This is a genomic window from Streptomyces sp. NBC_00466 (genome assembly GCF_041433995.1).
Lineage (GTDB): Bacteria > Actinomycetota > Actinomycetes > Streptomycetales > Streptomycetaceae > Streptomyces.
Genome location: NZ_CP107896.1, coordinates 3,199,920 through 3,225,139, shown reverse-complemented (window position 1 = coordinate 3,225,139; position 25,220 = coordinate 3,199,920). Strand labels below are relative to the sequence as shown.

Sequence of the window (25,220 nt, the reverse complement as noted above, 5' to 3'; positions counted from 1 at the left end):
CTCGTGATGCTGGTGATCTCGGGGTTGGTCATTGGGCGGAGCGGCGCCTGGCTGCTGGGCGGACAACGGGGGGAATCAGGTGAAAAGGCAGCGCAGCTTCGGCCGGGTCGCGCTGGCCGCAGTGGCGGCGGTGTGCTCGGTAGGGGCGTTTCCGGGTCAGGCGGCGGCTGGGGGTGAGCCCGGTCCGTACGCCTTCGACCAGCATGCGACGACGGTGGCGGGGGCCGTGGCCAGCACCGATGCGAAGCAGCTCAAGGCCGGCTCGACCTACCGCTCCTCGATCAAGCCGGGCGGCCAGCTCTATTACCAGGTCGAGCTGGACGCCACATCCGACGCGTACGTCTCCGCCGTGGCTGTGCCCAGGCTCGGGCCGCAGGAGAAGGTCGACTACGCCGACGGCATCAAGGTGTCCCTCCAGGACCTCAAGGGGAACTCCTGCGGGAATGACAACGACGCGGTGTTCGGCTCTGCCGCATACCCCCGGCCGATCGCTGCTCATGCCACGCGCACAGTCAAGAAGGACGGCATCTCCTGCCAGTCCGCGGGACCGTACTACGTGCTGATCGAGAGGACCACCAAGGGCAGCTCCGCCCAGGACGAGTGGGGGCTGGAGATCCGCGTCGATGCGGAGCCCGGACTGAAGTCCGGCTCGGTGGGCCCGACGGAGGCACCGAGCAGCTGGCCGTCCGCATCGCCCGTTCCGCCGGCGGGCACGGCACAGCGGACCGAGGGCGGCACAGGGTTCAATGATGCTGCCGTGCTGAAGCCCGGTGTGTGGGACGACCGGATCAAGCCCGGTCAGACCCGTTTCTACCGGGTGCCGGTCGGCTGGGGGCAGCAGCTCTACGCCAGCGCTGATCTCGGTAGCTCCGCGGGCAGCGGCTTCGTCGCGAGCGCCCTCGACGTGCAGCTGTACAACCCGGTCCGGTCCGCGGTCACCACGGGCTACACGGTGTACGACGGGAAGCCGAAATCGGCCGCGTCGGACCCGTTGCCACCGGTGGCGTACCGGAATCGGTACAGCGTGCGCGACGAGGTCAGCGGGATGCGGATGGCCGGTGACTACTATTTCGCGGTCACCCTCAGCCCGGACGTCGCGAAGAGCTTCGGGGAGAAGGAGTACGGGCTGACGCTGAGGATGGGCGTCAAGGGCGTGGAGGGGCCGCCGCCGGCGTACGCGGGCGCGGTGCCCCACTACGGGACATCGGCCGATGAGGACGCGGGCCACGGCGCCATGAAGCTGGTGGGTATCGCTGGGATCAGCGCGGGCACAGTGCTGGTGCTGGGACTCGGCGTGTGGACCCTGATCGCGAGGCGGCGCGCGGGAACGACGGCCCAGGAGCCGGGACGGCGGTCCCCGGCGCAGTACGGGCCCCCTTCCGCCTGGTAGCCGACTGTGCGGTGCCGTGCTGCGGGCGGCAGCGGACCTGGGCCTTCCGTCGGCTCCGGGTCAGCTCTGCGTCAGTGCCCAGATGCCCACCGCGAAGCAGATCAGCGCGATCACCAGGACCGGGACCATCACCTTCGGCGGCGGCCCAGGGCGTGTGCGCGGGACCGGCACCGACTGGGTGGGAACCTGCGACGGCTGAGCGGTGTACATAGCAGTGTGGGGTTGTTCGTGCAGGGCCTGAGCAGGGAGGGGGGAGGCCGCATGCGGGACCGCGGGGGTGGCTGTGGGCATCGGTGCCGGTGCTGGGGCGGCAGCCGGCCCGGGAGGCGGGGCGAGGTGGAAGCTGCCTGTCTCCGACATCGCAGGGTGCTGTGGCTGCTGCTGATGGGGTACGGGCTGCTGTTCGGTCTGGGGGTGGGCCGGTGCCCCTGGCTGCGTCGTCGTCTGCGGTACCGGGGGCTGGGACGCGGTTTCGTGCTGCGACCCGGATCCTTGCTGAGACCCGCGCTGGTGAGAAGGGTCGTTCTGTTCCCGGACGGGGCCCTCGGGGCCGAATCCGCTGGGCAGTGGGCCGATCTGGTCGGAGACCTCGACGGGCTCCTCGGCGGGGCCTGGTCCGGCCAGCAGTTCCGCTGCCGTGGCCAGCGCCTTGCGGGCACCGTTCGCCGTGCGGAACCGTGCCTGGGGATCCGGCTGGAGCAGTCCGGCAAGTACCTGCCACAGCGGCTCGGGGATGCCCTGAGGTGCGCCGGGCGTGCCATGGGCCGCGAAGTACTCCACCAGGGCCCGGGAGTCGGGCCGGGCGCCCTGGAGCAGATAGAGCGCGACCAGGCCGACCGCGAACAGGTCGGCTGTGAAGTCAGGTTCGGCACCGAGCATCTGCTCCGGTGCGAAGTAGCCGGGCGTGCCCACCACATAGTTGTTCTCAGTGAGGCGTGGCTCGCCCTTGCGCATCGAGATGCCGAAGTCGGACAGCCGCAGATGCGGCCGCCCGGCCCCGGTGGCTTCCATCAGAATGTTCGCCGGCTTGATGTCGCGGTGTACGACGCCTTCCGCGTGGACGGCAGCAAGCCCGGCCAGCAGTTGGTCGAGCAGTGTGCAGACGAACCGTGGCGGCAGCGGACCGTAGTCACCGATGACTTGGACGAGCGAACCTCCACTCACCAGTTCCATGGTGAACAGCACCTGGTCGTCGTCCGCGGCCCAGCTGGCGGGGGCGAGCACATGAGGGTGGTCGATGCGCAGCGCCTGTTCGCGCACGAAGCGCAGCAGGGTGTGCGCATCGCTCTGCTGGAGGACCTTGGCAGCCACATAACGACGCCTGCGGTGGTCCCACGCACGCCAGACCGCTCCGACGCCCCCGCGTCCGATCGGGTCGACCAGTTCGTACCGCCCGGCGAAGACCTCACCCATGCGCTGTACCCATGCTCTGTGCCCGCCCCCCTGTCAGCTGCGCCTCAGCCAGCTGAGCCTCGGCTTCAGCTCTGGTGCGCCTCGTAGTGCGAGACCGCTTCTGCGGTGCGTCCGGCGCCGTACACCCTGAGGAACTCTGCCAGTTCGGGATGGGTCGGGGCGAGGGCGTTCGCCGCGTCGATGATGTCCCCGGCAGCCGATACGGAGCGCAGCAGTGACTGGATCTCGCGCACTACCCGGCGCACGGTCGGCGCGCCCGTCGTGGAGGTGGTCTGACCTGTGGTGGAGAGGACGGAGCCGCCCTGGGACTTCTTGATCTCTTCCATCCGATCCGTTGCCTCGCCCGCGCTGACGCTCCCGTCGGCGACCAGGCCCGAAAGCTCCTGAAGTGCCTGGACCCGCTGGACCACGGCGGGGTTTCCGATCTTGGCGCGCTGGCCGCTCATCAGCTGGGAGAGCATGGGTGCGGACAGCCCCAGCACTGCGGCGAGACGGGCCTGGTTGAGGCCCAGGTCATCGATGAGGCGACGGAAGAGCGCCCCCAGCGGCTCTCCGTACCAACTGCGCTGAAGGTCTCTCGCTCTCGCGGTTGCCTCTTGTTGTGCTGCGTCCATTGCGTCTCCCCATCGCTTCCCCAGGCGGCGGCTTCGCTGCCGCGAACCTCCTCGTGCATCCTACGGAGAGTGGTCACTGACCGGGAGTCCCAATCCTTTTGTGAGATCACCCCTGTGACCCGCTACTCTTGTTCTCGCACCAACCCGTTACGGGGCCTTAGCTCAGTTGGTAGAGCGCTGTCTTTGCATGGCAGATGTCAGGGGTTCGACTCCCCTAGGCTCCACAAGAAAACCCCTCCTGACCTGCGGAAATGCTGGTCAGGAGGGGTCTTTGCTTGTTGGTGTTGCCGTTGGTACGGACGTTGCAGCGGTCGTCGGTGTCCGGAAGTGCGGTTCAGCCCTTCCGGCGGGCTCCATCGGGCCAGACGATCTCCACCGGGATTCCCCTCGCCCGTGCCGCGAGGACCACGTCGGCGGTGCCGCCGCCCTTGCCGCTCGGGGGTTCGCCGTTCCAGACCGCCACGAGACGGTCGGCACGGTCCAGGAGCAGTGCGTTGGCGGCGGCGTAGGCCGCACGGCCGGCGGATTCCTCAGGGATGACGACGACATCGTCGGACGCGTCCACGAGGCGGTCGAAGACAGGGGCATGGCCGGGACGTACGGTCTTCCGGCGGTAGTCCCGGGAGGGAATGACGACGGTCAACCGGCTGCCGGTGGCCAGGACGGCCTCGGCAAACAGGGAGTCGGAGCCCTCCGCGATGCAGGAGACCCCGATAAGCGGGCCGGCCGCGGCGTAGGAGTGGAGCAGTTCCTTCAGCGCGGTACGGACCATGGGCACGGTGTCCTCGGTCAGGTCCATGTGCCCGGTCACCGCGATTACCGTCACTGCCACAGCTGCACTCCCGTACCCGTACTCGTACCCCTGCCCGTATTCGACAGCGGGCGGCGGATCCTGTCCCGGGCCCGCCGCTGGCCCGCTCAGCCCGCTCGGTAAGCCGCACAGCCGCGTCACGGCGACAGCGGCCACGGGTACCGTGCCGGGAAGCTGCGACCCGAGAGTTCCTGTTCGGTCGTGCGGAGTGCGGCGGTGAGCGCTCCCTGGAAGAAGCGCGCGGACCCCCTTCGGCCCAGTCTGCGCTTGACGTACCACCAGCGCAGCACCGGGGTGTCTCCAGCGCGAGTCCGGCAGTACTTCACCACCTGGGTCCGCTCGTGGAGCGTCAGCTCCAACTGGTGGACGAGGAGGGTGCTGACGTCGTTGACTGAGCCCGCGAAACCCTCGAGAGCGGCCGTGATCACGCAGGCGTCCACGAACGCCCGCGGGTATTCCGCCTTGTACAGCTGGGCCGGTGGCAGGACCAGCACCAGTCGCGTCTGGAGCTCGTGCTGGGTGATCTGGTCGATCTCCCATTTCAGAGCGTCGCGGATCCCTTGCCCCGGAGGCAGGATGAGGACGATGGAATGCGCGCGGCGGATGAGGGTCCGTACGACCCCCTGCCACTGGTCGTGGGGCGAGCGCATCCAGACCGGCCCCGGTGGCGCGAGCCTGCGGTCCTGGTCGACCAGCGCGTAGGTCTTGAGCCCGAGAGCCTTCCGGGCGCTGCGGGCGATCGCCTGCTCCATGGTGGAGGCGCCGAACCCGGCGTGGGACAGGGCGACTTCGCCGTCACTGCCGAACGGCCGCAGGATCAGGCAGTACTCCTCTTCGGACCCGACCAGCGGACCGAGTACCTCCTGATACATCTGCGTCCGCGTGGTGCGCCGGTAGCGCCCCCAGGTGAGGGCGATGGGAATGGCGATCAGAGCGACGTACACCAGGGGCCGCACGAACGTCAGTGGATCGAAGTAACCGCCGTACTGCCGGTGCAGGGACAGCAGTTTCAGCCCGAGGGCCAGGAGGACGCCGACACCCAAGAGGATGAGCACCCCGCCACCACGGATACCGCGCCATAACTTGTGCCCCCGCATGGAGACGAACGTAGTGCACTCGCGCAACTACGGTTCATGAACATGTCACATCGCGATGCCGGCGACGAAGGCCATGAGGTAGGAGACCGCGAAGATGACCGGCACCCACTGCTCGACGTGTGTCAGCGGCAGATATCTGCGCCAGTCCAGCCCTTGGCCCAGTGCCCCCCACTCCGCCCGGGAGTACGCAAAGGCCGGCAGCCTCGCTTCCAGGGCCCCGATTACCTCGTACTTGGCTGTGTTGAGCTGTCGGTACGAGCGCACCATCACCCACCACGCCGCGCACTGCGCGAACAGGATCAGCAGCCCGGACGTCAGTATCCAGACGGAGGTGCCGGTCAGAGCGTGGCCCGAGAGCGCGGCCACTACGGCCACCACGGCGCTGTTGAGTGACAGGAAGAAGGTGTTGGTGAGGTTGCGCCGGGCGCTGACGCGGTCAGCCATCTCCACGCAGAGTTTGTACTGTTCGAGTATCGCTTGCTGATACCGGTCCTTGGCCCTGGAGTAGTCAGAGGCGTCGATGTCGACGTTCCACAGTGCATCCCCGATGTCACTCATGCCTTCAGCATGACGAAGGCGCGTGGTCTTGTCACCGGCCACGCTGCCTCGGCACGCTGACGGGATGACGGCGGATGACGGTACTGGCCGCACGGGGGCAGAAGCCGAGGACGGCGCGGCTGCTGGGCGTTGGCAGATGCCTTGCTCAAGGGGCCGCCCGAGACGTTCGGGGCACGGTAGGGGTGTGAATCAGGGCAGACGGCTCGATGGTCGGTCCGCTGTGGATGGGTGTTTCACGTGAAACGGTGACGACGTACAGGTACGGGCCCTGCCCGCCCACGGTCCTGCCCGCGCACGCGTGCGGGGCGCCAGGAGAGACGAGTCTCCTGGCGCCCCGCACGCTCGCGTCTGCCGGCCCGGTGGCGGCGCCGCCCGCCGGATCAGTTCCGGGGGTCGTCACGCTCCTGGTCTGCCTCCTGGGCCTTGGCCTGCTTGGCCTTGACCTCGGGGTCCAGCGCGTCGGCGCTGCCGTCGACTGCGCTGAGCGGCGGACGCCGGTCCGCGACCTCGGTCGGCGCGGGCGGCTCGACCAGCCAGTCGGGGTTCGCCTGCTTGTCCCACCACTTCCAGGCAGCGAACGCACCTCCGGCGACGACGCCGAGCACGATGACGCCCTTGGCCAGCCGACCCGCCTTCGCGCATCGTTGCTGCCTTCTGGCCAGCTTCTGGATCTGCTTCGCGGAGACCTGACCGCGCAGCGCCGCGACGGCGGCCGCACTGCGGGCCACGGCCTCCTCGCGGACGGGCTGGGCCGCTGCCACGGCCTGCTCCACCCTCGGTGCGAGCTGGCACTGCGCCTGCCGGGCCGCCTTGGCCGCACGCTGCGCCGCCGCGTCGACCTTCGGCGGTACATGAGTGAGGGCCTGGTCGACATGGGGTGCGAGCCGTGCGTCGTACTGAGTGCGGGCCTGCTGTGCTGCCAGCGAGACCTTCGGGGCCAGCCGAACACGAGCTTCGTTGGCGTAATGCGTGGCCTGTTCCTTGGCCGTTCCGGCGTAGGGCGCCACCACTTCCGCGGCGTGCAGCACGTTCTCCTTCGCCGTACCGGTCGCGGCGCGCACGCTGTCCATGCGGGTCACGGGTTCCTCCTCATCGGTGGCGTTCTGTCATTCGCCTGTCCACCCATTTCGAAATCATGCCCGTCCTGCACCTTCGCGGCACGTGAGATCAGGCATCCGGGTCAGGAAAGACGTAATCCGTCATTGTGGTGCAAGGGGGAGTTCTGCGGCCGACATTGCCATGGTTCGGCACGGTGTGCGCCGGTTCGGCGGTCACCCGAGTGCTTTTCCCCTGCGTGGCGGCTCGGCGCTCCGCGTCCGTGCGAGGATCGGTGAACGTCAGAGAAGACTTACGGAAGGCACATCGTGGCCGAGCAGCTTTACGCCACCCTGAAGACCAACCATGGCGACATCGAGATTCGGCTGCTGCCGAACCACGCGCCGAAGACGGTCAGGAACTTTGTCGAGCTCGCTCAGGGAGAGCGGGAGTGGACCCACCCGGCCACCGGTAAGAAGTCCACGGACCGGCTCTACGACGGCACCGTCTTCCACCGCGTGATCAGTGGCTTCATGATCCAGGGCGGCGACCCGCTGGGCAACGGCACAGGCGGTCCCGGCTACGAGTTCGGTGACGAGTTCCACCCGGACCTGTCCTTCGACAAGCCGTACCTGCTCGCCATGGCCAACGCGGGACCGGGCACCAACGGCTCGCAGTTCTTCATCACGGTGCAGCCGACGACCTGGCTGACGCGCAAGCACAGCATCTTCGGCGAGGTCACCGACGCGGCGAGCCAGCGGGTCATCGACGAGATCATCGCCACCCCGACCAACTCGCGCACCGACCGGCCGGTCCAGGACGTAGTCATCGAGACGGTGGTCGTCGAGACCCGCGACGGCGTCGAGACCCGCAAGAGCTGAACCGCGCGGCGGCCGGTGCCGGCCGCCGGATCCCGCGGGCGCGGGAGCGGTGGGAGCAGAGAACCCGTTGCCTCATCCGGTACGGGAACCACCCGCACCGTTCGTCCGTATGACGAGCGGGGCGGGTGCAGTGCGTACGCGACCCGTACGAGACGAGGGAACCCGATGGAAGAGTTGCCAGGAGGCCCGGAGCGGCAGTCCAGGGCGGGCGGTCTGCCCCACTGCTACCGCCACCCCGGCGTGGAGACGGGCATCAGCTGCGTCCGCTGTGAGCGGCCGATCTGTCCGCAGTGCATGATCAGCGCCTCCGTCGGCTTCCAGTGCCCGGAGTGTGTGCGCGGCGGGTCGGGTACGGGGAGCACCCCTGCCGCGGCGAGCCGGCCGCGCACTGTGGCGGGCGGGGCGGTCACCGCCGACCCGCGCCTGCTCACCAAGATCCTCATCGGGATCAACGTGCTGGTGTTCATCATGCAGGTGGCGAACAACAACAGCTTCGACTCCAGTTTCGAGCTGGTGGGCCAGGCGCAGACCACGCCGTTCGGGCCGCTGGTGGGCGTCGCCCAGGGGCAGTGGTACCGGCTGGTCACGGCGATGTTCATGCACGCCAACTACGCGCACATCGGGTTCAACATGCTCAGCCTCTGGTGGATCGGCGGGCCGCTGGAGGCGGCGCTCGGCCGAGCCCGCTACATCGCGCTGTATCTGCTCTCCGGGCTGGCCGGCAGCGCCCTCACCTATCTCATCGCCTCGCCGACCGAGGCGTCGCTCGGTGCGTCGGGCGCCATCTTCGGGCTGCTGGGTGCCACCGGCGTCCTGATGAAGCGCATGAACTACGACATGCGGCCGCTCTTGGGCCTACTCGTGGTCAACGTGATCTTCACTTTCACCGGCGGAATCGCCTGGCAGGCGCATCTGGGCGGCTTCGTCGCCGGGATCGTCATCGCGATCGGGATGGTGCACGCCCCGCGCGAGCGGCGGACGCTGCTGCAGTTCGGGACCTGTGCGCTGATTCTGGTGGCGATCATCGGCATGGTGCTGGCGAGAACCGCGATGCTGACCTGAGCGGGCTGGACCTGAGCCGGCCGACCCCTGAGGCGGCGCCGACTTGAGCGGGCCGCCCCTGGGCAGGTGCCGCGCCTCTGGGCAGGTGCCGACTGAGCGGGCCAGGCGGCCCCTCCCCGATGGCTACCCGGAGCCACAGCGAGCCTGCTGCAGAGCCGCTGTGGGCCAGCTGCAGACCTGTTGCAGACCTGTTCGGGACCCGGTTGTCCACAGCGAGTGGCGGATCTTGTGCATCCTGTGGGGAACAGCAGTGCCCCTTGCCGCTGACCTGGGTTTCCCCAGGAAGGGCAAGGGGCCGACCGCTGTTGTGGTATGGCGCCGAGTAGTCACACCGGCGTCAACGCCCGAAAGTTATCCACAGATCTTCTGAGTTTTCCCCGGCTGTGGATAGCGCTGTGGATAACTCAGGGCAGGGCTTGACGGTCACCAGGAGATGTGGGAGCCCGCAGGGCTACTTCCACTGGGTCGAGACCCCGAAGCCGCCCGCGATGAAGCCGAAGCCGACCACGATGTTCCAGTTCCCGAACGGCTTGATGGGCATACTGCCGTCCGTTACGTAAAAGACAACGATCCAGGCGAGACCGATCAAGAAGAACGCCAGCATCACAGGCGCCACCCAGCTGCGATTGGTCAGCTTTATGGCAGTCGCCTGCTTCGTCGCGGGCGGCGGCGTGAAATCGGCCTTCTTGCGGATACGTGACTTCGGCACGAGGGGCTCTCCTGTCGATGCGCTGCGTGACCGCGCAGGGGGAACTGTGTAGGAAGTGCCGGGAGCGGGATGCGACGGGGCGCATTGCCTCCCCCGGGCGTCCGTTAGCGTAGTGCTTCCGGGGTGTGGAAGGAGATAAGGGTACGTTGAGTAATTCTGACGACTCTCCCACAGGGGCCGCCCGCCACCGCGACTGGAGGCCGGTCCGGGTCCTCACCGCCGCCGTTTTCGCGCTCGCCGGGCTCATCTTCGTGACCAGCTTCAATACCGCCAAGGGCACCGATATCCGCACCGATGCGTCGATGCTGAAACTCTCGGACCTCATCCAGGAGCGCAACGGCAAGAACAAGGAGCTCGGCGACTCCACCGCCGCCGTCCGCCGTGATGTCGACGCGCTCGCCCAGCGTGACGGAGGCGCCACGAAGAAGGAGGACGCCGGACTCAAGGCACTGGAGAAGTCCGCCGGTACGCAGAAGCTCAGCGGATCCGCTGTCTCGGTCACGCTCGACGACGCCCCGCCGAACACCACCGCCAACCCCGGCTACCCCGAACCGCAGCCCAACGACCTGGTCATCCACCAGCAGGACCTCCAGGCGGTGGTGAACGCCCTGTGGCAGGGCGGTGCCAAGGGCATCAAAGTCATGGACCAGCGGCTGATCACCACCAGCGCGGTGCGCTGCGTCGGCAACACCCTGCTCCTCCAGGGCCGCGTCTACTCGCCCCCGTACAAGGTGACGGCCGTCGGCAACCCCGACAAGCTGAAAAAGGCGCTCACGGCCTCCTCGGCGATCCAGAACTACCTGCAGTACGTGAAGGCGTACGGACTCGGCTGGAAAGTCGATGACTACCAGGCGATGACTCTTCCCGGTTACTCGGGCACAGTGGATCTCCATTACGCAGGACCTGTGGGGTAGTTCCAGGGAGGCGGACGGCTGTGACGGTGCGACTGATCGTCAGGAGCTTCAGCGAACTCTGCATCACCGTGGGGGCGTTGATCGTGCTGTTCGTCGCGTATCTGCTGTTCTGGACGGGTGTGAAAGCGGACAACGCCGCGGACCACCAGATCGACGACCTCCACCACCAGTGGGCCCGCAGCGCGGCCGCCGCCCCCGCAGCCGGCTCCGGCACCGCAGCACCGTCGAAACCGAAGCCGGCCACCACCCCCGTCCCCGTCGTGTACCGCGCGGGCAAGCCCTTCGCCGTGATGTACATCCCCCGGCTCGGCCGGGACTGGAGCAGGCCCGTGCTGCAGAACACGGCCGTAGGGACGCTCCAGCGGGGCCTCGGCCACTACGCGGGGACCGCGCGCCTCGGCGCGACGGGAAACTTCGCGGTTGCGGGACACCGGCGTACGTACGGCGACCCGTTCAAGGACTTCCCGAAGCTCCGGCCCGGCGACGCGGTGGTGCTCACGGACGGGACGACCTGGTTCACGTACCGCATCGACAAGAAGCCCTATCTGACCGTGCCGTCCGACACCGGGGTCATCGCTCCGGTACCGGTGAAGTCGGGTTTTCAGGGGGCCGGCCGCTATCTGACGCTCACCACGTGCGACCCGGAATGGGGCAGCAGTCACCGGCTCATCGCCTGGGGACACCTCGACTCCACGCAGCCCGTGACGAAGGGCAAGCCGGCCGCTTTGCGCGGGTGACCCACGGGAGCCTGCCACAGCCCTCTACTCTGGTGCCCGTACCACGAACGGAAGGGACAGCATGTACGGCTGGATCTGGCGGCATCTGCCGGGCAACGTATGGCTCAGGGCGGTCATCTCGCTCGCGCTCGTGCTCGTTCTCGTCTACCTGCTCTTCCAGTACGTCTTCCCGTGGGCGGAGCCGCTGCTTCCGTTCAACGACGTGACGGTCGACCAGGGGATGGGGGCAGTGCGTTGAGCGCCCGCATCCTCGTTGTCGACAACTACGACAGCTTTGTGTTCAACCTGGTCCAGTACCTGTACCAGCTCGGCGCCGAGTGCGAAGTCGTGCGGAACGACGAGGTCACCCTCGCGCACGCGCAGGACGGCTTCGACGGTGTACTGCTCTCCCCCGGACCCGGGACGCCCGAACACGCCGGTGTCTGCGTGGACATGGTGCGGCACTGCGCCGACACCGGGGTCCCCGTCTTCGGGGTCTGCCTGGGCATGCAGTCGATGGCTGTGGCGTACGGCGGCGTGGTGGACCGGGCGCCCGAGCTGCTGCACGGCAAGACGTCCCCGGTGACACACGAGGGGGCCGGTGTCTTCGCCGGGCTGCCTTCGCCCTTCACCGCGACCCGCTACCACTCGCTGGCCGCCGAGCCCCGGACGGTGCCGCCCGAACTCGCCGTCACCGCGTGGACCGCCGACGGCATCATCATGGGCCTGCGCCACCGGGAACTGCCGGTCGAGGGCGTGCAGTTCCACCCCGAGTCGGTGCTCACCGAGCACGGCCACCTGATGCTCGCCAACTGGCTGGTCCAGTGCGGCGACGAGGGTGCGGTCGGGCGGTCGGCAGGGCTCGCGCCGGTGGTGGGCAAGGCCGCGGCGTGACGGCACTGCGCCCCGAACAGGACGGCTCGGGAGCGGCGGCGCCGGAACCACCGGGAGGGTCCGGACCCGCGGGACCGACTGCCGGGCAGCACGACGGGGCCGCCGGCACCGGTCGCCCCGGCCCGGGGTACGACCCGCTGACGGATCCGCTGCCGACCGGCAGACACGGTTCGCCGTGGTTCCGGTCGGAGGACACGGCGCCGGAGCGGGCCGTACAGGATCCGCCGCAGGACTGGTACGGGCGGGAGGCGGTGTACGAGCCCATAGCCACGCCCACCCCCGCGACCCCGGCCCACCGGTCTGCGCCCGCGCCCGCGACTCCGGAGTCGTTCCCGGAACCGGAACCGGGCCCGGCCCCGGAGCGGAGCACGGCCGTTTTCCCCGCCGTACGGGACGACGAGACCGTGGGCCTCCGGGTCGCCGAAGCCGCACCCTCGTCGGCCGCAGCTGTGTCGTCCGCCGCCGCGGACCTGCCCCCCGCGCCGACCGGTGGCCGCGCCGAGCGCCGCAAGGCCGCCAAGGGTCGGGGCCGCAAGAGCACCGCGCCCGCCGAACCCGTCATCCCGGCCATCCCCCGCACCCGGATGGAGGCGCGCCTCGCGGCACGTGCCCTCAAGGACAGCCCCGCCGTCATCGCCAGCCGGGCGATCGGTGAGATCTTCATCAGCCTGGGTGTGCTGATGCTGCTGTTCGTCACGTACCAGCTCTGGTGGACGAACGTACGCGCTCACCAGGAGGCCAACGGTACGGCCCACAGCCTCCAGGACAACTGGGCGAAGGGCGGCGACAAGAAGGGTGCGCCCGGTGCTTTCGAGCCCGGACAGGGGTTCGCGATCATCCACATCCCCAAGCTGGACGTGGTCGTGCCGATCGCGGAGGGTGTCAGCAAGACCAAGGTGCTCGACCGCGGGATGGTCGGTCACTACAGCGAGGGCAAGCTCAAGACGGCGATGCCCTCGGCGAAGACGGGTAACTTCGCGCTGGCGGGCCACCGCAACACCCACGGTGAGCCGTTCCGCTACATCAACAAGCTCAAGGACGGCGACAAGGTCGTCGTCGAGACGCGGGACGACTACTACACCTACGAGGTGACGAGCCGTCTGGCGCAGACGTCCCCGGCGAACGTGTCGGTGATCCAGCCGGTGCCGGTGGGATCCGGCTTCACCCGGCCCGGCCGCTACATCACGCTGACGACGTGCACCCCCGAGTTCACCAGTACGTACCGAATGGTCGTGTGGGGCAAGATGGTTGATGAACGGCCACGGAGCAAGGGGATGCCCGAAGCCCTGACCGGAGGCTGAACGGTTACGGACTACAGGGGACAGGTGCGGTGGCATCGACGACCGAGCAGGACGAGCAGACAACCACGCCCCGCGTCCGCCGCGGCACCCGGGGCCCGATCGCGACCGCGGTCAGTGTCTTCGGTGAACTGCTCATCACAGCGGGGCTGGTGCTCGGACTCTTCGTCGTCTACTCGCTGTGGTGGACGAACGTCGTGGCCGACCAGCACGCGGCGGAACAGAGCCACAGGATCCGCGACAACTGGTCGCACGGCAGCACCGGTCCCGGCGCCCTCGACACCAAGGACGGCATCGGCTTCCTCCATGTGCCGTCGATGAAGAACGGAGAGGTCCTGGTCAGGCGGGGCACCAGCACCAGCGTCCTGAACGAGGGCGTCGCCGGCTACTACGTGAAGCCGGTCAAGGCGGGGCTCCCGTCCGACAAGACGGGCAACTTCGCGCTGGCCGCGCACCGCGACGGGCACGGCGCGAAGTTCCACAACATCGACAAGGTGAAGACCGGTGATCCGGTCGTCTTCGAGACCAAGGACACCTGGTACGTGTACAAGGTGTTCAAGGAGCTCCGGCAGACGTCGAAGTACAACGTCGACGTGCTCCAGCCGGTGCCCAAGGAGTCGGGCAAGAAGAAGCCGGGCCGCTACATCACGCTGACGACCTGCACTCCCGTCTACACGTCGCGGTACCGGTACATCGTGTGGGGCGAGCTGGAGCGCACGGTGAAGGTCGACGCGAAGCGCACCCCGCCGGCGGAGCTGCGCTGACGCCCGGCCGGACCGGCCACGCACAGACCTGAACCACGGGCGAAGGCCCCGGCCCCAGCGGCTGGACTCCGAGGAGTCCTGCCAGGGGGCCGGGGCCTTCGCCCGTGCCTAGTACTGCGGTGGCCTGTGACTAGCCCCAGCCGTCGAGGATGCCGCCGCCGCCGTTGTTGCCGCCGTTGTGACCGCCGCCACCACCCCCGCCGCCACCGCCGCCGATGGTCGTGAGCGTGACGGTGGTGCTGCTCGGGTCGGCCTGGGTTCCCACCGCGGGGTCGGAGCCGGTGACGATCGCGTTGTCGTTGTTGTTGCTGCCGCCCGCGACCTGGATGTTCGTGAAGCCGGCCCCGTTGAGGATCTGCTTCGCCTCGGACAGTTTCTTGCCCCTGATCTCGGGGACCGCCGTCTGGGAAGGCGTTGCCTTGGCCTTGGCGACCGTCAGCGTGATCGTCGCGCCCTTCGCGGCCTCGCCGCCGGCCGGGTCCTGGCTGATCACCGTGCCGACCGTCTGGTCCGACTCCTGGTCGGCGGCCCGGGAGACCTGGAAGCCCGCGTCGGTCAGCTGCTTGGAGGCGTCCTCGAAGGTGCGGCCCTTGACGTCCGGTACCGGGATCTTGGTCGACTGCGCGATCTTGATCGTGATCTCGGAGCCCTTCTGGGCCGTGGTGTTGCCCTTCGGGGACTGGTCGAAGACCTTGCCCTCTTCCTGGCTGGACTCGACCTGCTGAGGATTCACCTTGAAGCCCTTGCCCTCAAGGATCTGGGTGGCGCTGTCCTCGGTCTCGCCGTTGACGTTGGGCACCTCGACCTTGGGGGCGCCGGTGGACACGACGACCGAGATGGTCTCGCCCTGGTTGAGCGTGGCGCCGCCGAACTTCGGGTCCTGGCTGCAGACGTCGCCCTTGGCCGCGTTGTCGCAGGGCTTGCGCTGCGCCACGGTCAGCTTCAGCTTCGAGTTGGCGACCGATTCCTTCGCCCTGTCCAGGGACTGGCCGACCAGCTGCGGCACGCTGACCTTGCCGGAGTCGCTGCCGGAGTTGGTGAACAGCGACTTCCCGATGAGGATCGCGCCGACCAGCACCAGGACGCCCGCCACGATGAGCAGGATCGTCGACGTGTTGGACTTCTTCTGGTCCCGGCCCCGCCGGCGGTCGGGGCGGTCGTCGTAGCCGTAACCGCCGTCGTCCGGGTTGACCGGGGGCATCATGGACGTCTGGCCGTCGGCCTGGTCCTGCTGCCGTATGGCGGTGGTGGGCTGCTCCGCGTCGTAACCGCCGTACCCGGCCGCGCCCATCGCCGCGGTCGCGGCGACCGGCTGGCCGTCGAGGCACGCCTCGATGTCGGCGCGCATCTCGTCGGCCGACTGGTAGCGGTAGTCGGGGTCCTTGACCAGGGCCTTGAGGACGATGGCGTCCATCTCGGGCGTGATCTCGGCGTCGAAGTTGCTGGGGGACTGCGGTTCTTCGCGTACGTGCTGATAGGCCACCGCGACCGGGGAGTCCCCGATGAACGGAGGCCGGACCGTCAGCAGCTCGTAGAGCAGGCAGCCGGTCGAGTACAGGTCGGAGCGGGCGTCGACCTGCTCCCCCTTGGCCTGCTCGGGGGAGAGGTACTGGGCCGTGCCGATCACCGCGGACGTCTGCGTCATCGTCATGCCGGAGTCGCCCATGGCGCGGGCGATGCCGAAGTCCATGACCTTGACCTGTCCGGTGCGCGTCAGCATGACGTTGGCCGGTTTGATGTCACGGTGGACGATGCCGTTGCGGTGCGAGTACTCCAGCGCCTGGAGGATGCCGATGGTCATCTCCAGGGTGCGCTCGGGCAGCAGCTTGCGGCCGGAGTGCAGGAGCTCCCTGAGCGTGGACCCGTCGACGTACTCCATCACGATGTACGGGATGGAGATGTTGTCCACGTAGTCTTCGCCGGTGTCGTAGACAGCGACGATCGCTGGGTGGTTGAGCGAGGCGGCCGACTGGGCCTCACGGCGGAACCGGGCCTGGAAGGACGGGTCGCGGGCGAGATCCGCCCGCAGCGTCTTCACGGCGACGGTGCGGCCGAGCCGGGTGTCATGCGCGAGGTAGACCTCGGCCATGCCACCACGGCCGAGCACCGAGCCCAGCTCGTACCGGCCGCCGAGGCGACGCGGCTCTTCCATAGCTAATCCAGCCCTCTCCGTATGTCCCGACCGCACCCTGGGGTGGTCCGGCGGTGTGCTGTTCGCGGATACGCTACCGGCCACGGACCGATGATCAGCCCGCGACCGCCAGCTGATATCGGACCGGTATCGGGCAGGTATCGTGCGCCTCCCGCCACGGTCGTCACTTCTTGCTGTTGATGACGGCGGCCATGACGTCCTTGGCGATCGGAGCGGCGAGACCGCCACCGGAGATGTCCTGGCGGGAGGCGTTGGAGTCCTCGACGACGACGGCGACGGCTACCGGCGAACCCTGATCGGTCTTGGCGTACGAGATGAACCAGGCGTACGGATTGCCGCTGTTGTTGACGCCGTTCTGCGCCGTACCGGTCTTGCCGCCGACGGTGACGCCGGGGATCTTCGCATTCCCGCCGGTGCCCCTCTCGACCACCGCCTCCATCATCTTCTGGACCATCTGCGCGTGCTCCTTGGTCAGGGGCTCGCTCTGCTTCTCCGGGTCGGTCTTGGCGACGGTGTCCAGGTTCGGAGCGGTGAGGCGGTCGACCATGTACGGCTTCATCAGCGTGCCGTCGTTGGCCACGGCGGAGGCGACCATCGCCATCTGCAGCGGAGTGGCCGAGGTGTTGAACTGGCCGATCGAGGAGAGCGCGGTCTGCGCCTTGTCCATGTTCTTGGAGAAGACACTGGCGTTGGAGCGGGTGGGCGTGAACTGCTCACTGTTGAAGCCGAACTTCTCGGCCTCCGCACGCATCTTGTCCTCACCGAGGTCGGCGCCGATCTTGCCGAAGACCGTGTTGCAGGAGACCCGCAGGGCCTCGACCAGCGTGGCGTTCTTGCAGGGCAGATTGCCCTCGTTGGGCAGGTCGTGGGTGGAGAGCGGCAGCCGCCAGGGCAGCGGGGACCTGGTCGGGGTGTCGACGCTGTCGTACAGGCCGTCCTCCAGGGCGGCCGACGCCGTGACCACCTTGAAGGCAGAACCGGGCGGATACGTCTGGCGCAGGGCCCGGTTGAGCAGCGGCTCGTTCTTGTCGTCCTTGAGCTTGGTGTAGTTCTTCGAGTCCGTGGTCGTGGAGTTGCCCGCGAACGTCGAGGGGTCGTACGAGGGCGTCGAGGCCATGGCGAGGATCGCGCCGGTCTTCGGGTCGAGGGCGGCCACGGCGCCCTTCTTGTCGCCGAGCCCCTTGAAGGCGGCCTTCTGGGCGTCGGCGTTCAGCGTGGTGACGACGTTGCCGCCCTGCTTCTTCTCACCCGTGAACATGGAGAGCGTCCGGTCGAAGAAGAGCCGGTCGTCGTTGCCGGTCAGGATGGAGTCGTTCAGATTCTCCAGTTGCGTCGCGCCGAAGGCCTGCGAGGCGTACCCGGTGACGGGCGCCCACATGGGGCCGTCCTTCCAGGTGCGCTTGTACTTGTACATGCTGCCGGCCGTCACGGTCGAGCCGGTGACGGCCTTGCCGTCCACGATGATGTCGCCGCGCTGGTGGGCGTAGCGCTCGATCTCGACGCGGCGGTTCTCGGTGCGGGAGTTGAGGCTGTCGGCTTCGACGTACTGGAGCCAGTTGTCGCGCAGCAGCAGGGCGACAACGAGCAGACCGCAGAAGATCGCGATTCGGCGCAGGGGCTTGTTCACGGTCGGACCACCTGGGTCATTTCGGCGTCGGGTGACGGGGCGGGGGCCGGGGCGGGGCGCCGTGCGGTGTCGCTGATCCGGATCAGGATGCCGATCAGGGCCCAGTTGGCGATGACGGAGGAACCACCCTGCGCCATGAACGGCATGGTCATACCGGTCAGTGGGATGAGGCCCATCACACCGCCGGCGACGACGAAGACCTGGATGGCGAAGGCCCCGGAGAGCCCGATGGCGAGGAGCTTGCCGAAGGGGTCACGGGCGGCGAGCGCGGTACGTACGCCACGCTCCACGATCAGCCCGTAGATCACCAGAATGGCCATGGTGCCGGCGAGGCCGAGCTCTTCGCCGACGGTGGCGAGGATGAAGTCGGAGTTGGCGGCGAAGCCGATGAGGTCCGAGTGGCCCTGGCCGAGGCCGGTGCCCATGGTCCCGCCGGCGCCGAAGGACATCAGTGACTTCGCGACCTGGTCGCTCTGCGCCAGGGTCGCCTTGGAGAAGGGGGCGAGCCAGGCGTCCACACGCTGCTGGACGTGGGGTTCGAACGTGGCCACGCCGACGGCGCCGGCCGCGGACATGATCAGACCGAAGACGATCCAGCTGGTGCGCTCCGTCGCCACGTACAGCATGACGACGAAGAGGCCGAAGAAGAGCAGCGAGGTCCCGAGGTCCGTCTCGAAGACCAGGATGAGGATCGACATCACCCAGATGACGAGGATCGGTCCGAGGTCACGGCCGCGCGGCAGATACAGCCCCATGAAGCGGCGGCTGGCCAGGGCCAGGGCGTCGCGCTTCACCATGAGGTAGCCGGAGAAGAAGACCGCGATGGCGATCTTGGCGAACTCACCGGGCTGGATGGAGAAACCGGCGATGTTGATCCAGATCCGGGCGCCGAACTTGGCCGGGAAGAACATCGGCGCGACCAGCAGCAGCATGGCCACCACCATGGAGATGTAGGTGTACCGCTGGAGGATCCGGTGGTCCTTGAGCAGCACGAGGACACCGACGAAGAGGGCGACGCCCACCGCGGAGTACATCAGCTGGTTGGGAGCGGCGGGTGCGAAGTGGTCCGCCTGCTGGAGCAGCCGCGACTGGTCGAGCCGCCAGATGATGGCCAGCCCGATGCCGTTCAGCAAGGTGGCCAGCGGCAGCAGCAGCGGATCGGCGTACGGTGCGAACTTGCGGACCACGATGTGGCCGACTGCCGCGAGCAGCGCGAGGCCCGTTCCGTAGCCGAGGATGCCCGACGGCAGCGAACCGTTGATCGCGAGGCCCACGTTGGCGTACGCGAACACCGAGATGGCGACGGCGAATACGAGCATCAGCAGCTCGGTGTTGCGACGGCTCGGTGCTTCGATCGCGCCGATGGTGGTCGTGTTGGTGACAACGCTCATGGTGGTGAAAGGCCCCCTACGGCTCTACTGCTTACCGCACAGCGGGACCAGCTTCTGCTCATCCTCCGAGAGGCTGGGGCCGGGCGTGGGTGTGGCGCTGGGCTTGGGCTTCGTGGTCGGTCCGCTCTTGGAGGAAGAGAGTGTGCTTGCGGTTCCGGTTGTCTTGCCGGTGTCCGTCTTCGGCTTCTTCGCATCCTCGATCTTGCGGCGCTCCGCGTCCTTCTTGCAGGCGTCGGCCTGCTGGGCGAGTTCGCCGATCTTGAGCTTCGCCTCGCTGAGGCTGCCCGCGGTGATCGTCGAGTCGACCTGCTTGCGCTGGTACGGCGGGAGGTACTTGAGTTCGATCTCGGGATGGTCCGTCTCGATCTTCGAGAGCTTGACCCAGGCGAGATTCTGGCTGATGCCCTGGTAGAGCGCGACGTTCTGCTTGTTGGACCCGACGTAGTACTGGGTCTGGGTCCAGCGGTAGCCGCCGTAGAGGCCGCCGGCGATGACGGCGAGGGCGAGCACGACGAACAGCGACCGCTTGATCCACTTGCGGCCGCCGGACGGCTTGAGGAAGTCCTCGTCGCTGTACGCGCCGAACGTGCCGTCGGGGGCCGCGCTGTATCCGTCGCCGCTTCCGGGCGGGCCGAAGCCGCCCGGCGCGGGCGGCGGCACCTGGCGGCCGAGGCCGGACGCCCGGCCCGCCGGGGTCTGCATGGCCCCGTCGTCGTGCTGGGCAGCCTGGTTCTCGGCGACCGCGCCGACGACGACCGGGGTGTCGTTGAGCTGCGCGGCCAGGGAGTCGTTGGAGTCGACGTCGAGGACGTCGGCCACGATGCAGGTGATGTTGTCGGGGCCGCCGCCGCGCAGGGCGAGCTGGATCAGCTCCTGGATCGTCTCCTGGGGGCCCTGGTAGCTGGCGAGCGTCTCTTCCATCGTCTGGTGGGAGACGACGCCGGAGAGCCCGTCGGAACAGATCATGTAGCGGTCGCCGGCCCGCACCTCCCGGATGGAGAGGTCGGGCTCGACGTGTTCGCCACTGCCCAGCGCGCGCATCAGCAGGGAGCGCTGCGGGTGGGTGGTGGCTTCCTCCTCGGTGATGCGGCCCTCGTCGACGAGGCGCTGCACCCAGGTGTGGTCCTGGGTGATCTGCGTCAGGACACCGTCCCGCAGCAGATAGGCGCGGGAGTCGCCGACATGCACGAGGCCGAGGCGCTGACCGGTCCAGAGGAGGGCGGTGAGCGTGGTGCCCATGCCTTCGAGCTGGGGGTCCTCCTCGACCATCATGCGGAGCTGGTCGTTGGCACGCTGTACGGCCATGCCGAGCGAGGTCAGGATGTCGGAACCGGGGACGTCGTCGTCGAGGGTGACGAGCGTGGAGATGACCTCGGAGCTGGCGACCTCGCCGGCGGCCTGGCCGCCCATTCCGTCGGCGATGGCGAGGAGCCGGGGGCCGGCGTAGCCGGAGTCCTCGTTCCCCTCGCGGATCATGCCCTTGTGCGATCCGGCGGCGAAGCGCAGAGACAGACTCATGCGCACCTCGCCTGTCGGCTCCGGGTACAACCGGTCTCGAGCCACACTGCCCACCCTCCGGTCGGGAGCGCGCCCCGGCCCGTTGCCGGAACCGCTGCGGCTCGCTCGCTCCGCTCGCTCATTGTCGTGACTACTTCCGCAGCTCGATGACGGTCTTGCCGATGCGGATCGGTGCGCCCAGCGGGATCGGTGTCGGGGTGGTCAGGCGGGTCCGGTCGAGATACGTGCCGTTGGTGGACCCGAGATCCTCGACGATCCACTGGCCGTCACGGTCGGGGTAGATCCTGGCATGCCTGCTCGACGCGTAGTCGTCGTCCAGCACGATTGTTGAATCATGTGCCCGGCCGAGGGTGACGGTCTGGCCCTGGAGGGCGACCGTGGTGCCCGTGAGGGATCCCTCGGATACGACGAGTTTGGTGGGTGCGCCCCGGCGCTGGCGGCCGGCGGCCGGCTGCTGACGCTGTTGCGGCGGCGCGGCCGCCTGCCGTGCGGTCTGCGGAGGACGGGAGTCCGCGTTGCGGCGTGAGCCGCGCTGCGTGACGCGCGTTCCGAACAGATCGCTGCGGATGACCTGGACGGCCACGATCACGAACAGCCACAGAACAGCTAGAAAACCTAGCCGCATGACCGTCAGGGTCAGCTCTGACATTGCCCCCGCTTCACCCTTCGGCTTGCCGGTAAACGATGGTGGAATTGCCCACGACGATCCGCGAGCCGTCGCGGAGCGTAGCGCGGGTGGTGTGCTGTCCGTCTACCACGATGCCGTTGGTGGAACCGAGATCCTGGATCGTCGAGGGGGAACCGGCGCGGATCTCACAGTGCCGGCGGGATACGCCGGGGTCGTCGATACGCACGTCGGCTTCGGTGCTGCGGCCGAGGACCAGGGTGGCGCGCGAGATCTGATGGCGGGTGCCGTTGACCTCGATCCAGCGCCGGGTCTGGGTGCTCGGCATGGGCCCGGGAGAGGGCGCCCGGCCGGCTGCCGGACGGTGGCCTCCGGGCGGAGGTGCGGCGGGCATGGGCGGGGCCGCGGCCGGCGGGTAGCCGTAACCGCCGGCGTCCCGCTGGGGGGCCGGTGCGGGCCCGCGGTCGGCGCCCTGCTGGCTGGTGCTCGACGCGAGGGTGCGGCTGCGGACGCGGTAGAGACCGGTGTCCAGGTCGTCGGCCTTCTCCAGGTGGACCTTGATCGGGCCCATGAAGGCGTACCGCTGCTGCTTGGCGTAGTCCCGGACCAGTCCGGAGAGTTCGTCGCCCAGCTGCCCCGAGTACGGACTGAGGCGCTCGTAGTCCGGTGTGCTCAGTTCGACGATGAAGTCGTTGGGGACGACTGTCCGCTCGCGGTTCCAGATCGTTGCGTTGTTGTCGCATTCGCGCTGGAGCGCGCCGGCGATCTCGACGGGCTGGACCTCGGACTTGAACACCTTCGCGAAGGTGCCGTTGACCAGACCTTCGAGACGCTGCTCGAACTTCTTCATGACTCCCATGAGGCACCTCCTCCGACGTTGTCGTCCTGGTACTGCTTACTGATCGTATCCACGCACGGGGAAAACGGCTGGTTCCCCTTGTCTCCCCTGTGGATAAGTGTCACCTCTCACACGGATCGTAGAGGTGCCTCCTGAACAGTGTCCCGCACTCGGCGCGCACTGAGGAGGAGTGGGGGGAGCGGGGCCTCGTTCCACGGGCGGGGCACCGGTCGTCTCCCCAGGGGAACGGATGTGAATCCACCCTGTCCAGCGTGCTAATCTTCCGGATGTCGCCAGGCGCTCGCACAAACCAGTGAGAGAGCCTCGGATACACCACTTGCGCGAGTGGCGGAACGGCAGACGCGCTGGCTTCAGGTGCCAGTGTCCTTAGGGACGTGGGGGTTCAAATCCCCCCTCGCGCACCATCATCGGACACCGGTGAAGGTGTTCAGTATCACCAACGGAACGGCCCGCATCATCATGATGCGGGCCGTTCTGCTGTCTTGTGCCGTATGTCTCAGGGCCGGTGGCCGGGGCGGCGGCCCTGAGAATTGCCGCCGCCCCGGATCCGGTTCAGTCCGAGTGCCCCAGCAGCATGTCGAAGCCGTCCTGGGGGTCCGACGAGACGGTGACCTGGGACGCGGCGGGCGGGTAGCCCGCGGCGATCAGGGTGTAGTCGAGACCGGTGAGACCCGTGAACGTGTAGACGCCGTCCGGGCCTGTGGTGTGCCGTCCGACGACGTTGCCCGCCGCGTCGAGCAGGGTGACCAGGGCGTCGTTCACCGGCGCCCCCTGCGGCCCGAGCACCGTGCCCCGCACCGTCGCCGCGGCCGTGAGGGCCGCGTCGTGGCGGGTGGGCGCGGAGCCGTTCACCGTGACCAGGGCGGCGTAGGGCTGGTGGCCCTCCGCACCTGCGGTGAGGGTGTACGCGGCCGGCGGCAGCGCGGGCAGCCGGTAGCCGCCGTCCGCGGCCGACACGGTGGAGTCGACCACACTGCCTTCCACGTCCGTCACGACGAGCAGCGCGCCTTCGATGGGCCCGGCCGTCCCGCTGACGGTGCCGAAGAGTCCGCCGGTCCCGGTGAGCTGGACGTTGTGGTCGACGGTCTCCGCGCCCAGGACGAGTTCGCTGATCCTGGGACGGCAGTCCGGCGCCGACGCGACCAGGACGTACCTGCCGTACGGGGCGGACAGTGCGTACGAGCCGTCCGGCGCGGGTACGGCCCGCGCGACCTGGCGGCCGGCCTGGTCGATGAGCGTCACCGCCGACGCCACCGGAGCGCCGTGCTCACCCAGCACCCGTCCCCGCACGCTCGCCCGCGGGCCCGCGGGCGCATCGGCGGCCGGCATCTCCGCGGTCGGCCGGTCCTGCGGAGTCACGGCGGCCTCGGGGGACTTCGTGACTGCCGGTGCCGGTGCGGCCGCCAGCGGACGGCCCTTGCGGTAGAGGAAGAGCGCGATCAGGAAGCCGATCGCGAACAGGCCGGCGGCCCACCAGTAGACGGTGGCGTAGCTGTGCACGGCGGCTTCGGCGAGGGCCGGCTTGGAGGTGCCGTGGTCCTTCACGTAGTCGCCGGCCGCGGTGGTCGCCATGGTGGAGAACAGCGCGGTGCCGATGGAACCGCCCACCTGCTGCATGGTGTTGACGGTCGCGGACGCGACCCCCTGGTCGGCGGGTGCGATGCCGAGCGTCGCCAGCGACATGGCCGGGGGCATCACCATGCCGATCCCCGCGCCGATGAGCAGCAGGGGCGGCAGGATGTCCGCGCTGTAACTGCTGGACAGGTCGATCCTGGTCAGCCAGGCCAGGCCGCCCGCGGCGAACAGGGTGCCGATCGGCACCATGATCTTGGGGCCGATCTTCGGCATGAGCAGGTTGATGGACAGCTGAGCCAGCAGCATCAGCATCAGGATCATCGGCAGGAAGGCGAGCCCGGTCTTCACCGGTGTGTAATGCAGGATCTGCTGGAGGTAGTAGGTCAGGAAGAGGAAGATCCCGAACATTCCGGCGCCGGTGGCGAACACCATCAGGTACGACGCGCTGCGGTTGCGGTCGGCGAAGACCCGCAGCGGCAGCAACGGGTGCACGGCCTTGGTCTGCCAGCCGATGAAGGCCAGCAGCAGTACGACACCGCCCGCCAGGAAGCCCCAGCACATCCGGTCGCTCCAGGCGTACGTCTCCGCGTTCGAGAAGCCGTAGACGATGCAGAAGAGCCCGCCGGAGACCAGCAGGGTGCCCAGCAGGTCCAGCTTGGGGCGCTGGGCGGGTGCGGGCCGCCGGATGAACAGCAGCGCCCCGGCCACCGCGAGTACGGCGATGGCGAGGTTGACGTACAGGGTCCAGCGCCAGTTCAGGTGCTCGGTGAGCACCCCGCCGAGCAGCAGCCCCACAGCGCCGCCGGAACCGGCGATCGCCCCGAACACCCCGAAGGCACGGCCGCGTTCCCTGGGATCGGTGAAGGTCGTCGTCAGCAGTGACAGCGCCGACGGCGCGAGCATCGCCCCGAACGCGCCCTGGAGCGCACGCCCCACCACCAGCATGGTGAAACCGCCCGCGGCTCCGGCCAGTGCGGAGGAGGCGGCGAAACCGATCAGTCCGATCAGCAGGGTGGTCTTGCGGCCGAAGAGGTCGGCCAGCCGCCCGCCGAGCAGCAGCAGACTGCCGAAGGCCAGTGAGTAGGCGGTGACGACCCACTGCCGGTCGTCGTTGGAGAACCCCAGGTCCTGCTGGGCCGAGGGGAGCGCGATGTTCACGATGGTGGCGTCCAGCACCACCATCAGCTGCGCGAGGCCGATGACCACGAGGGCCCACCAGCGGTGCGCCGGGGGCGGCGTCGCCGATGGGGCCGGTGGCGCGGCGGGCGGGGATATGGTGCCGACGGCCACGTCGGCGGGGGCGGAACTCATCATGTA

Annotated in this window: 23 protein-coding genes and 2 tRNA genes; 11 read left to right on the top strand and 14 right to left on the bottom strand. The window is 68.5% G+C overall.

Going from position 1 to position 25,220, the window contains the following annotated elements; genetic code table 11:
• Nucleotides 1-79: 79 nt before the first annotated feature.
• Nucleotides 80-1,390 carry a hypothetical protein gene (locus OG210_RS14265; protein WP_371536804.1) on the top strand — a complete coding sequence of 437 codons (1,311 nt, stop codon included), beginning with the start codon at nt 80-82 and terminating at the stop codon, nt 1,388-1,390.
• 60 nt (nt 1,391-1,450) lie between these two features.
• On the opposite strand, the gene OG210_RS14260 is transcribed toward OG210_RS14265, so the two are convergent.
• On the bottom strand, nt 1,451-2,803 hold the full coding sequence (locus OG210_RS14260) for a serine/threonine-protein kinase (protein WP_328328978.1): 1,353 nt from the start codon (nt 2,801-2,803) through the stop codon (nt 1,451-1,453).
• A gap of 65 nt (nt 2,804-2,868) precedes the next feature.
• A complete protein-coding gene (locus OG210_RS14255; RefSeq protein WP_328328980.1) occupies nt 2,869-3,417 on the bottom strand; it encodes a DNA-binding protein in 549 nt (182 codons plus the stop codon).
• A 151-nt stretch (nt 3,418-3,568) separates the two neighbouring features.
• Here OG210_RS14255 and OG210_RS14250 point away from each other — a divergent pair.
• Nucleotides 3,569-3,641: transfer RNA gene (locus OG210_RS14250), tRNA-Ala, on the top strand.
• 110 nt (nt 3,642-3,751) lie between these two features.
• Here the strand turns inward: OG210_RS14250 and OG210_RS14245 are convergent.
• From OG210_RS14245 to OG210_RS14230, 4 genes are all read right to left on the bottom strand, one after another.
• Nucleotides 3,752-4,243, bottom strand: a complete 492-nt coding sequence (locus OG210_RS14245) for a hypothetical protein (protein WP_328335524.1) — start codon at nt 4,241-4,243, stop codon at nt 3,752-3,754.
• A 122-nt stretch (nt 4,244-4,365) separates the two neighbouring features.
• Nucleotides 4,366-5,325, bottom strand: coding sequence for a hypothetical protein (locus tag OG210_RS14240; RefSeq protein ID WP_328328982.1), 960 nt, complete (start codon nt 5,323-5,325; stop codon nt 4,366-4,368).
• Between the two features lie 45 nt (nt 5,326-5,370).
• Nucleotides 5,371-5,883: a hypothetical protein gene (locus tag OG210_RS14235; protein WP_328328984.1), complete on the bottom strand. Its 513-nt coding sequence runs from the start codon at nt 5,881-5,883 to the stop codon at nt 5,371-5,373.
• Nucleotides 5,884-6,263: 380 nt separating this feature from the next.
• Nucleotides 6,264-6,953 carry a DUF5324 family protein gene (locus tag OG210_RS14230; RefSeq protein ID WP_371540285.1) on the bottom strand — a complete coding sequence of 230 codons (690 nt, stop codon included), beginning with the start codon at nt 6,951-6,953 and terminating at the stop codon, nt 6,264-6,266.
• A gap of 294 nt (nt 6,954-7,247) precedes the next feature.
• Here OG210_RS14230 and OG210_RS14225 point away from each other — a divergent pair, with 294 nt between their 5' ends.
• Nucleotides 7,248-7,799: a peptidylprolyl isomerase gene (locus OG210_RS14225; RefSeq protein ID WP_328328988.1), complete on the top strand. Its 552-nt coding sequence runs from the start codon at nt 7,248-7,250 to the stop codon at nt 7,797-7,799.
• A gap of 165 nt (nt 7,800-7,964) precedes the next feature.
• Nucleotides 7,965-8,861, top strand: a complete 897-nt coding sequence (locus tag OG210_RS14220; protein ID WP_328328990.1) for a rhomboid family intramembrane serine protease — start codon at nt 7,965-7,967, stop codon at nt 8,859-8,861.
• Nucleotides 8,862-9,312: 451 nt separating this feature from the next.
• Here OG210_RS14220 and crgA read toward each other — a convergent pair whose 3' ends face one another.
• Nucleotides 9,313-9,570, bottom strand: a complete 258-nt coding sequence (gene crgA / locus OG210_RS14215) for a cell division protein CrgA (RefSeq protein WP_328328992.1) — start codon at nt 9,568-9,570, stop codon at nt 9,313-9,315.
• A 146-nt stretch (nt 9,571-9,716) separates the two neighbouring features.
• Between crgA and OG210_RS14210 the strand changes: the two genes are divergently transcribed.
• The 6 genes from OG210_RS14210 (at nt 9,717) to OG210_RS14185 (ending at nt 14,156) form a co-directional block, all read left to right on the top strand.
• Nucleotides 9,717-10,484: a DUF881 domain-containing protein gene (locus OG210_RS14210; protein ID WP_371536797.1), complete on the top strand. Its 768-nt coding sequence runs from the start codon at nt 9,717-9,719 to the stop codon at nt 10,482-10,484.
• A gap of 20 nt (nt 10,485-10,504) precedes the next feature.
• Nucleotides 10,505-11,221 (top strand): class E sortase, encoded by a 717-nt coding sequence (locus OG210_RS14205; RefSeq protein ID WP_371536793.1) that lies wholly within the window; start codon nt 10,505-10,507, stop codon nt 11,219-11,221.
• Between the two features lie 61 nt (nt 11,222-11,282).
• Nucleotides 11,283-11,459 (top strand): hypothetical protein, encoded by a 177-nt coding sequence (locus OG210_RS14200; RefSeq protein WP_327296448.1) that lies wholly within the window; start codon nt 11,283-11,285, stop codon nt 11,457-11,459.
• Nucleotides 11,456-12,094: an aminodeoxychorismate/anthranilate synthase component II gene (locus OG210_RS14195; protein ID WP_328328998.1), complete on the top strand. Its 639-nt coding sequence runs from the start codon at nt 11,456-11,458 to the stop codon at nt 12,092-12,094. The genes OG210_RS14200 and OG210_RS14195 overlap by 4 nt, the downstream gene beginning before the upstream one ends.
• Nucleotides 12,091-13,395, top strand: coding sequence for a class E sortase (locus OG210_RS14190; protein WP_371536790.1), 1,305 nt, complete (start codon nt 12,091-12,093; stop codon nt 13,393-13,395). Before OG210_RS14195 ends, OG210_RS14190 begins: the two co-directional genes overlap by 4 nt.
• Nucleotides 13,396-13,424: 29 nt before the next feature.
• Nucleotides 13,425-14,156 carry a class E sortase gene (locus tag OG210_RS14185; RefSeq protein WP_328329003.1) on the top strand — a complete coding sequence of 244 codons (732 nt, stop codon included), beginning with the start codon at nt 13,425-13,427 and terminating at the stop codon, nt 14,154-14,156.
• A 130-nt stretch (nt 14,157-14,286) separates the two neighbouring features.
• Here the strand turns inward: OG210_RS14185 and pknB are convergent, their stop codons facing one another.
• The 6 genes from pknB to OG210_RS14155 form a co-directional block, all read right to left on the bottom strand.
• Nucleotides 14,287-16,308 (bottom strand): Stk1 family PASTA domain-containing Ser/Thr kinase, encoded by a 2,022-nt coding sequence (gene pknB / locus OG210_RS14180; RefSeq protein ID WP_328329005.1) that lies wholly within the window; start codon nt 16,306-16,308, stop codon nt 14,287-14,289.
• Nucleotides 16,309-16,471: 163 nt separating this feature from the next.
• On the bottom strand, nt 16,472-17,935 hold the full coding sequence (locus tag OG210_RS14175) for a penicillin-binding protein 2 (RefSeq protein ID WP_328329008.1): 1,464 nt from the start codon (nt 17,933-17,935) through the stop codon (nt 16,472-16,474).
• Nucleotides 17,932-19,326, bottom strand: coding sequence for an FtsW/RodA/SpoVE family cell cycle protein (locus OG210_RS14170; protein ID WP_328329010.1), 1,395 nt, complete (start codon nt 19,324-19,326; stop codon nt 17,932-17,934). The genes OG210_RS14175 and OG210_RS14170 overlap by 4 nt, the downstream gene beginning before the upstream one ends.
• A gap of 24 nt (nt 19,327-19,350) precedes the next feature.
• Nucleotides 19,351-20,844 (bottom strand): PP2C family serine/threonine-protein phosphatase, encoded by a 1,494-nt coding sequence (locus OG210_RS14165; protein ID WP_328329011.1) that lies wholly within the window; start codon nt 20,842-20,844, stop codon nt 19,351-19,353.
• A gap of 130 nt (nt 20,845-20,974) precedes the next feature.
• On the bottom strand, nt 20,975-21,493 hold the full coding sequence (locus OG210_RS14160; protein ID WP_328329013.1) for an FHA domain-containing protein: 519 nt from the start codon (nt 21,491-21,493) through the stop codon (nt 20,975-20,977).
• 10 nt (nt 21,494-21,503) lie between these two features.
• Nucleotides 21,504-22,328 (bottom strand): DUF3662 and FHA domain-containing protein, encoded by an 825-nt coding sequence (locus OG210_RS14155; RefSeq protein ID WP_328329015.1) that lies wholly within the window; start codon nt 22,326-22,328, stop codon nt 21,504-21,506.
• Between the two features lie 318 nt (nt 22,329-22,646).
• Between OG210_RS14155 and OG210_RS14150 the strand changes: the two genes are divergently transcribed.
• Nucleotides 22,647-22,732 (top strand) — tRNA-Leu (locus OG210_RS14150).
• A 148-nt stretch (nt 22,733-22,880) separates the two neighbouring features.
• On the opposite strand, the gene OG210_RS14145 is transcribed toward OG210_RS14150, so the two are convergent.
• Entirely contained in the window at nt 22,881-25,214 is a 2,334-nt protein-coding gene (locus OG210_RS14145; protein WP_371536784.1) for a DHA2 family efflux MFS transporter permease subunit, read from the bottom strand.
• Nucleotides 25,215-25,220: the final 6 nt, after the last annotated feature.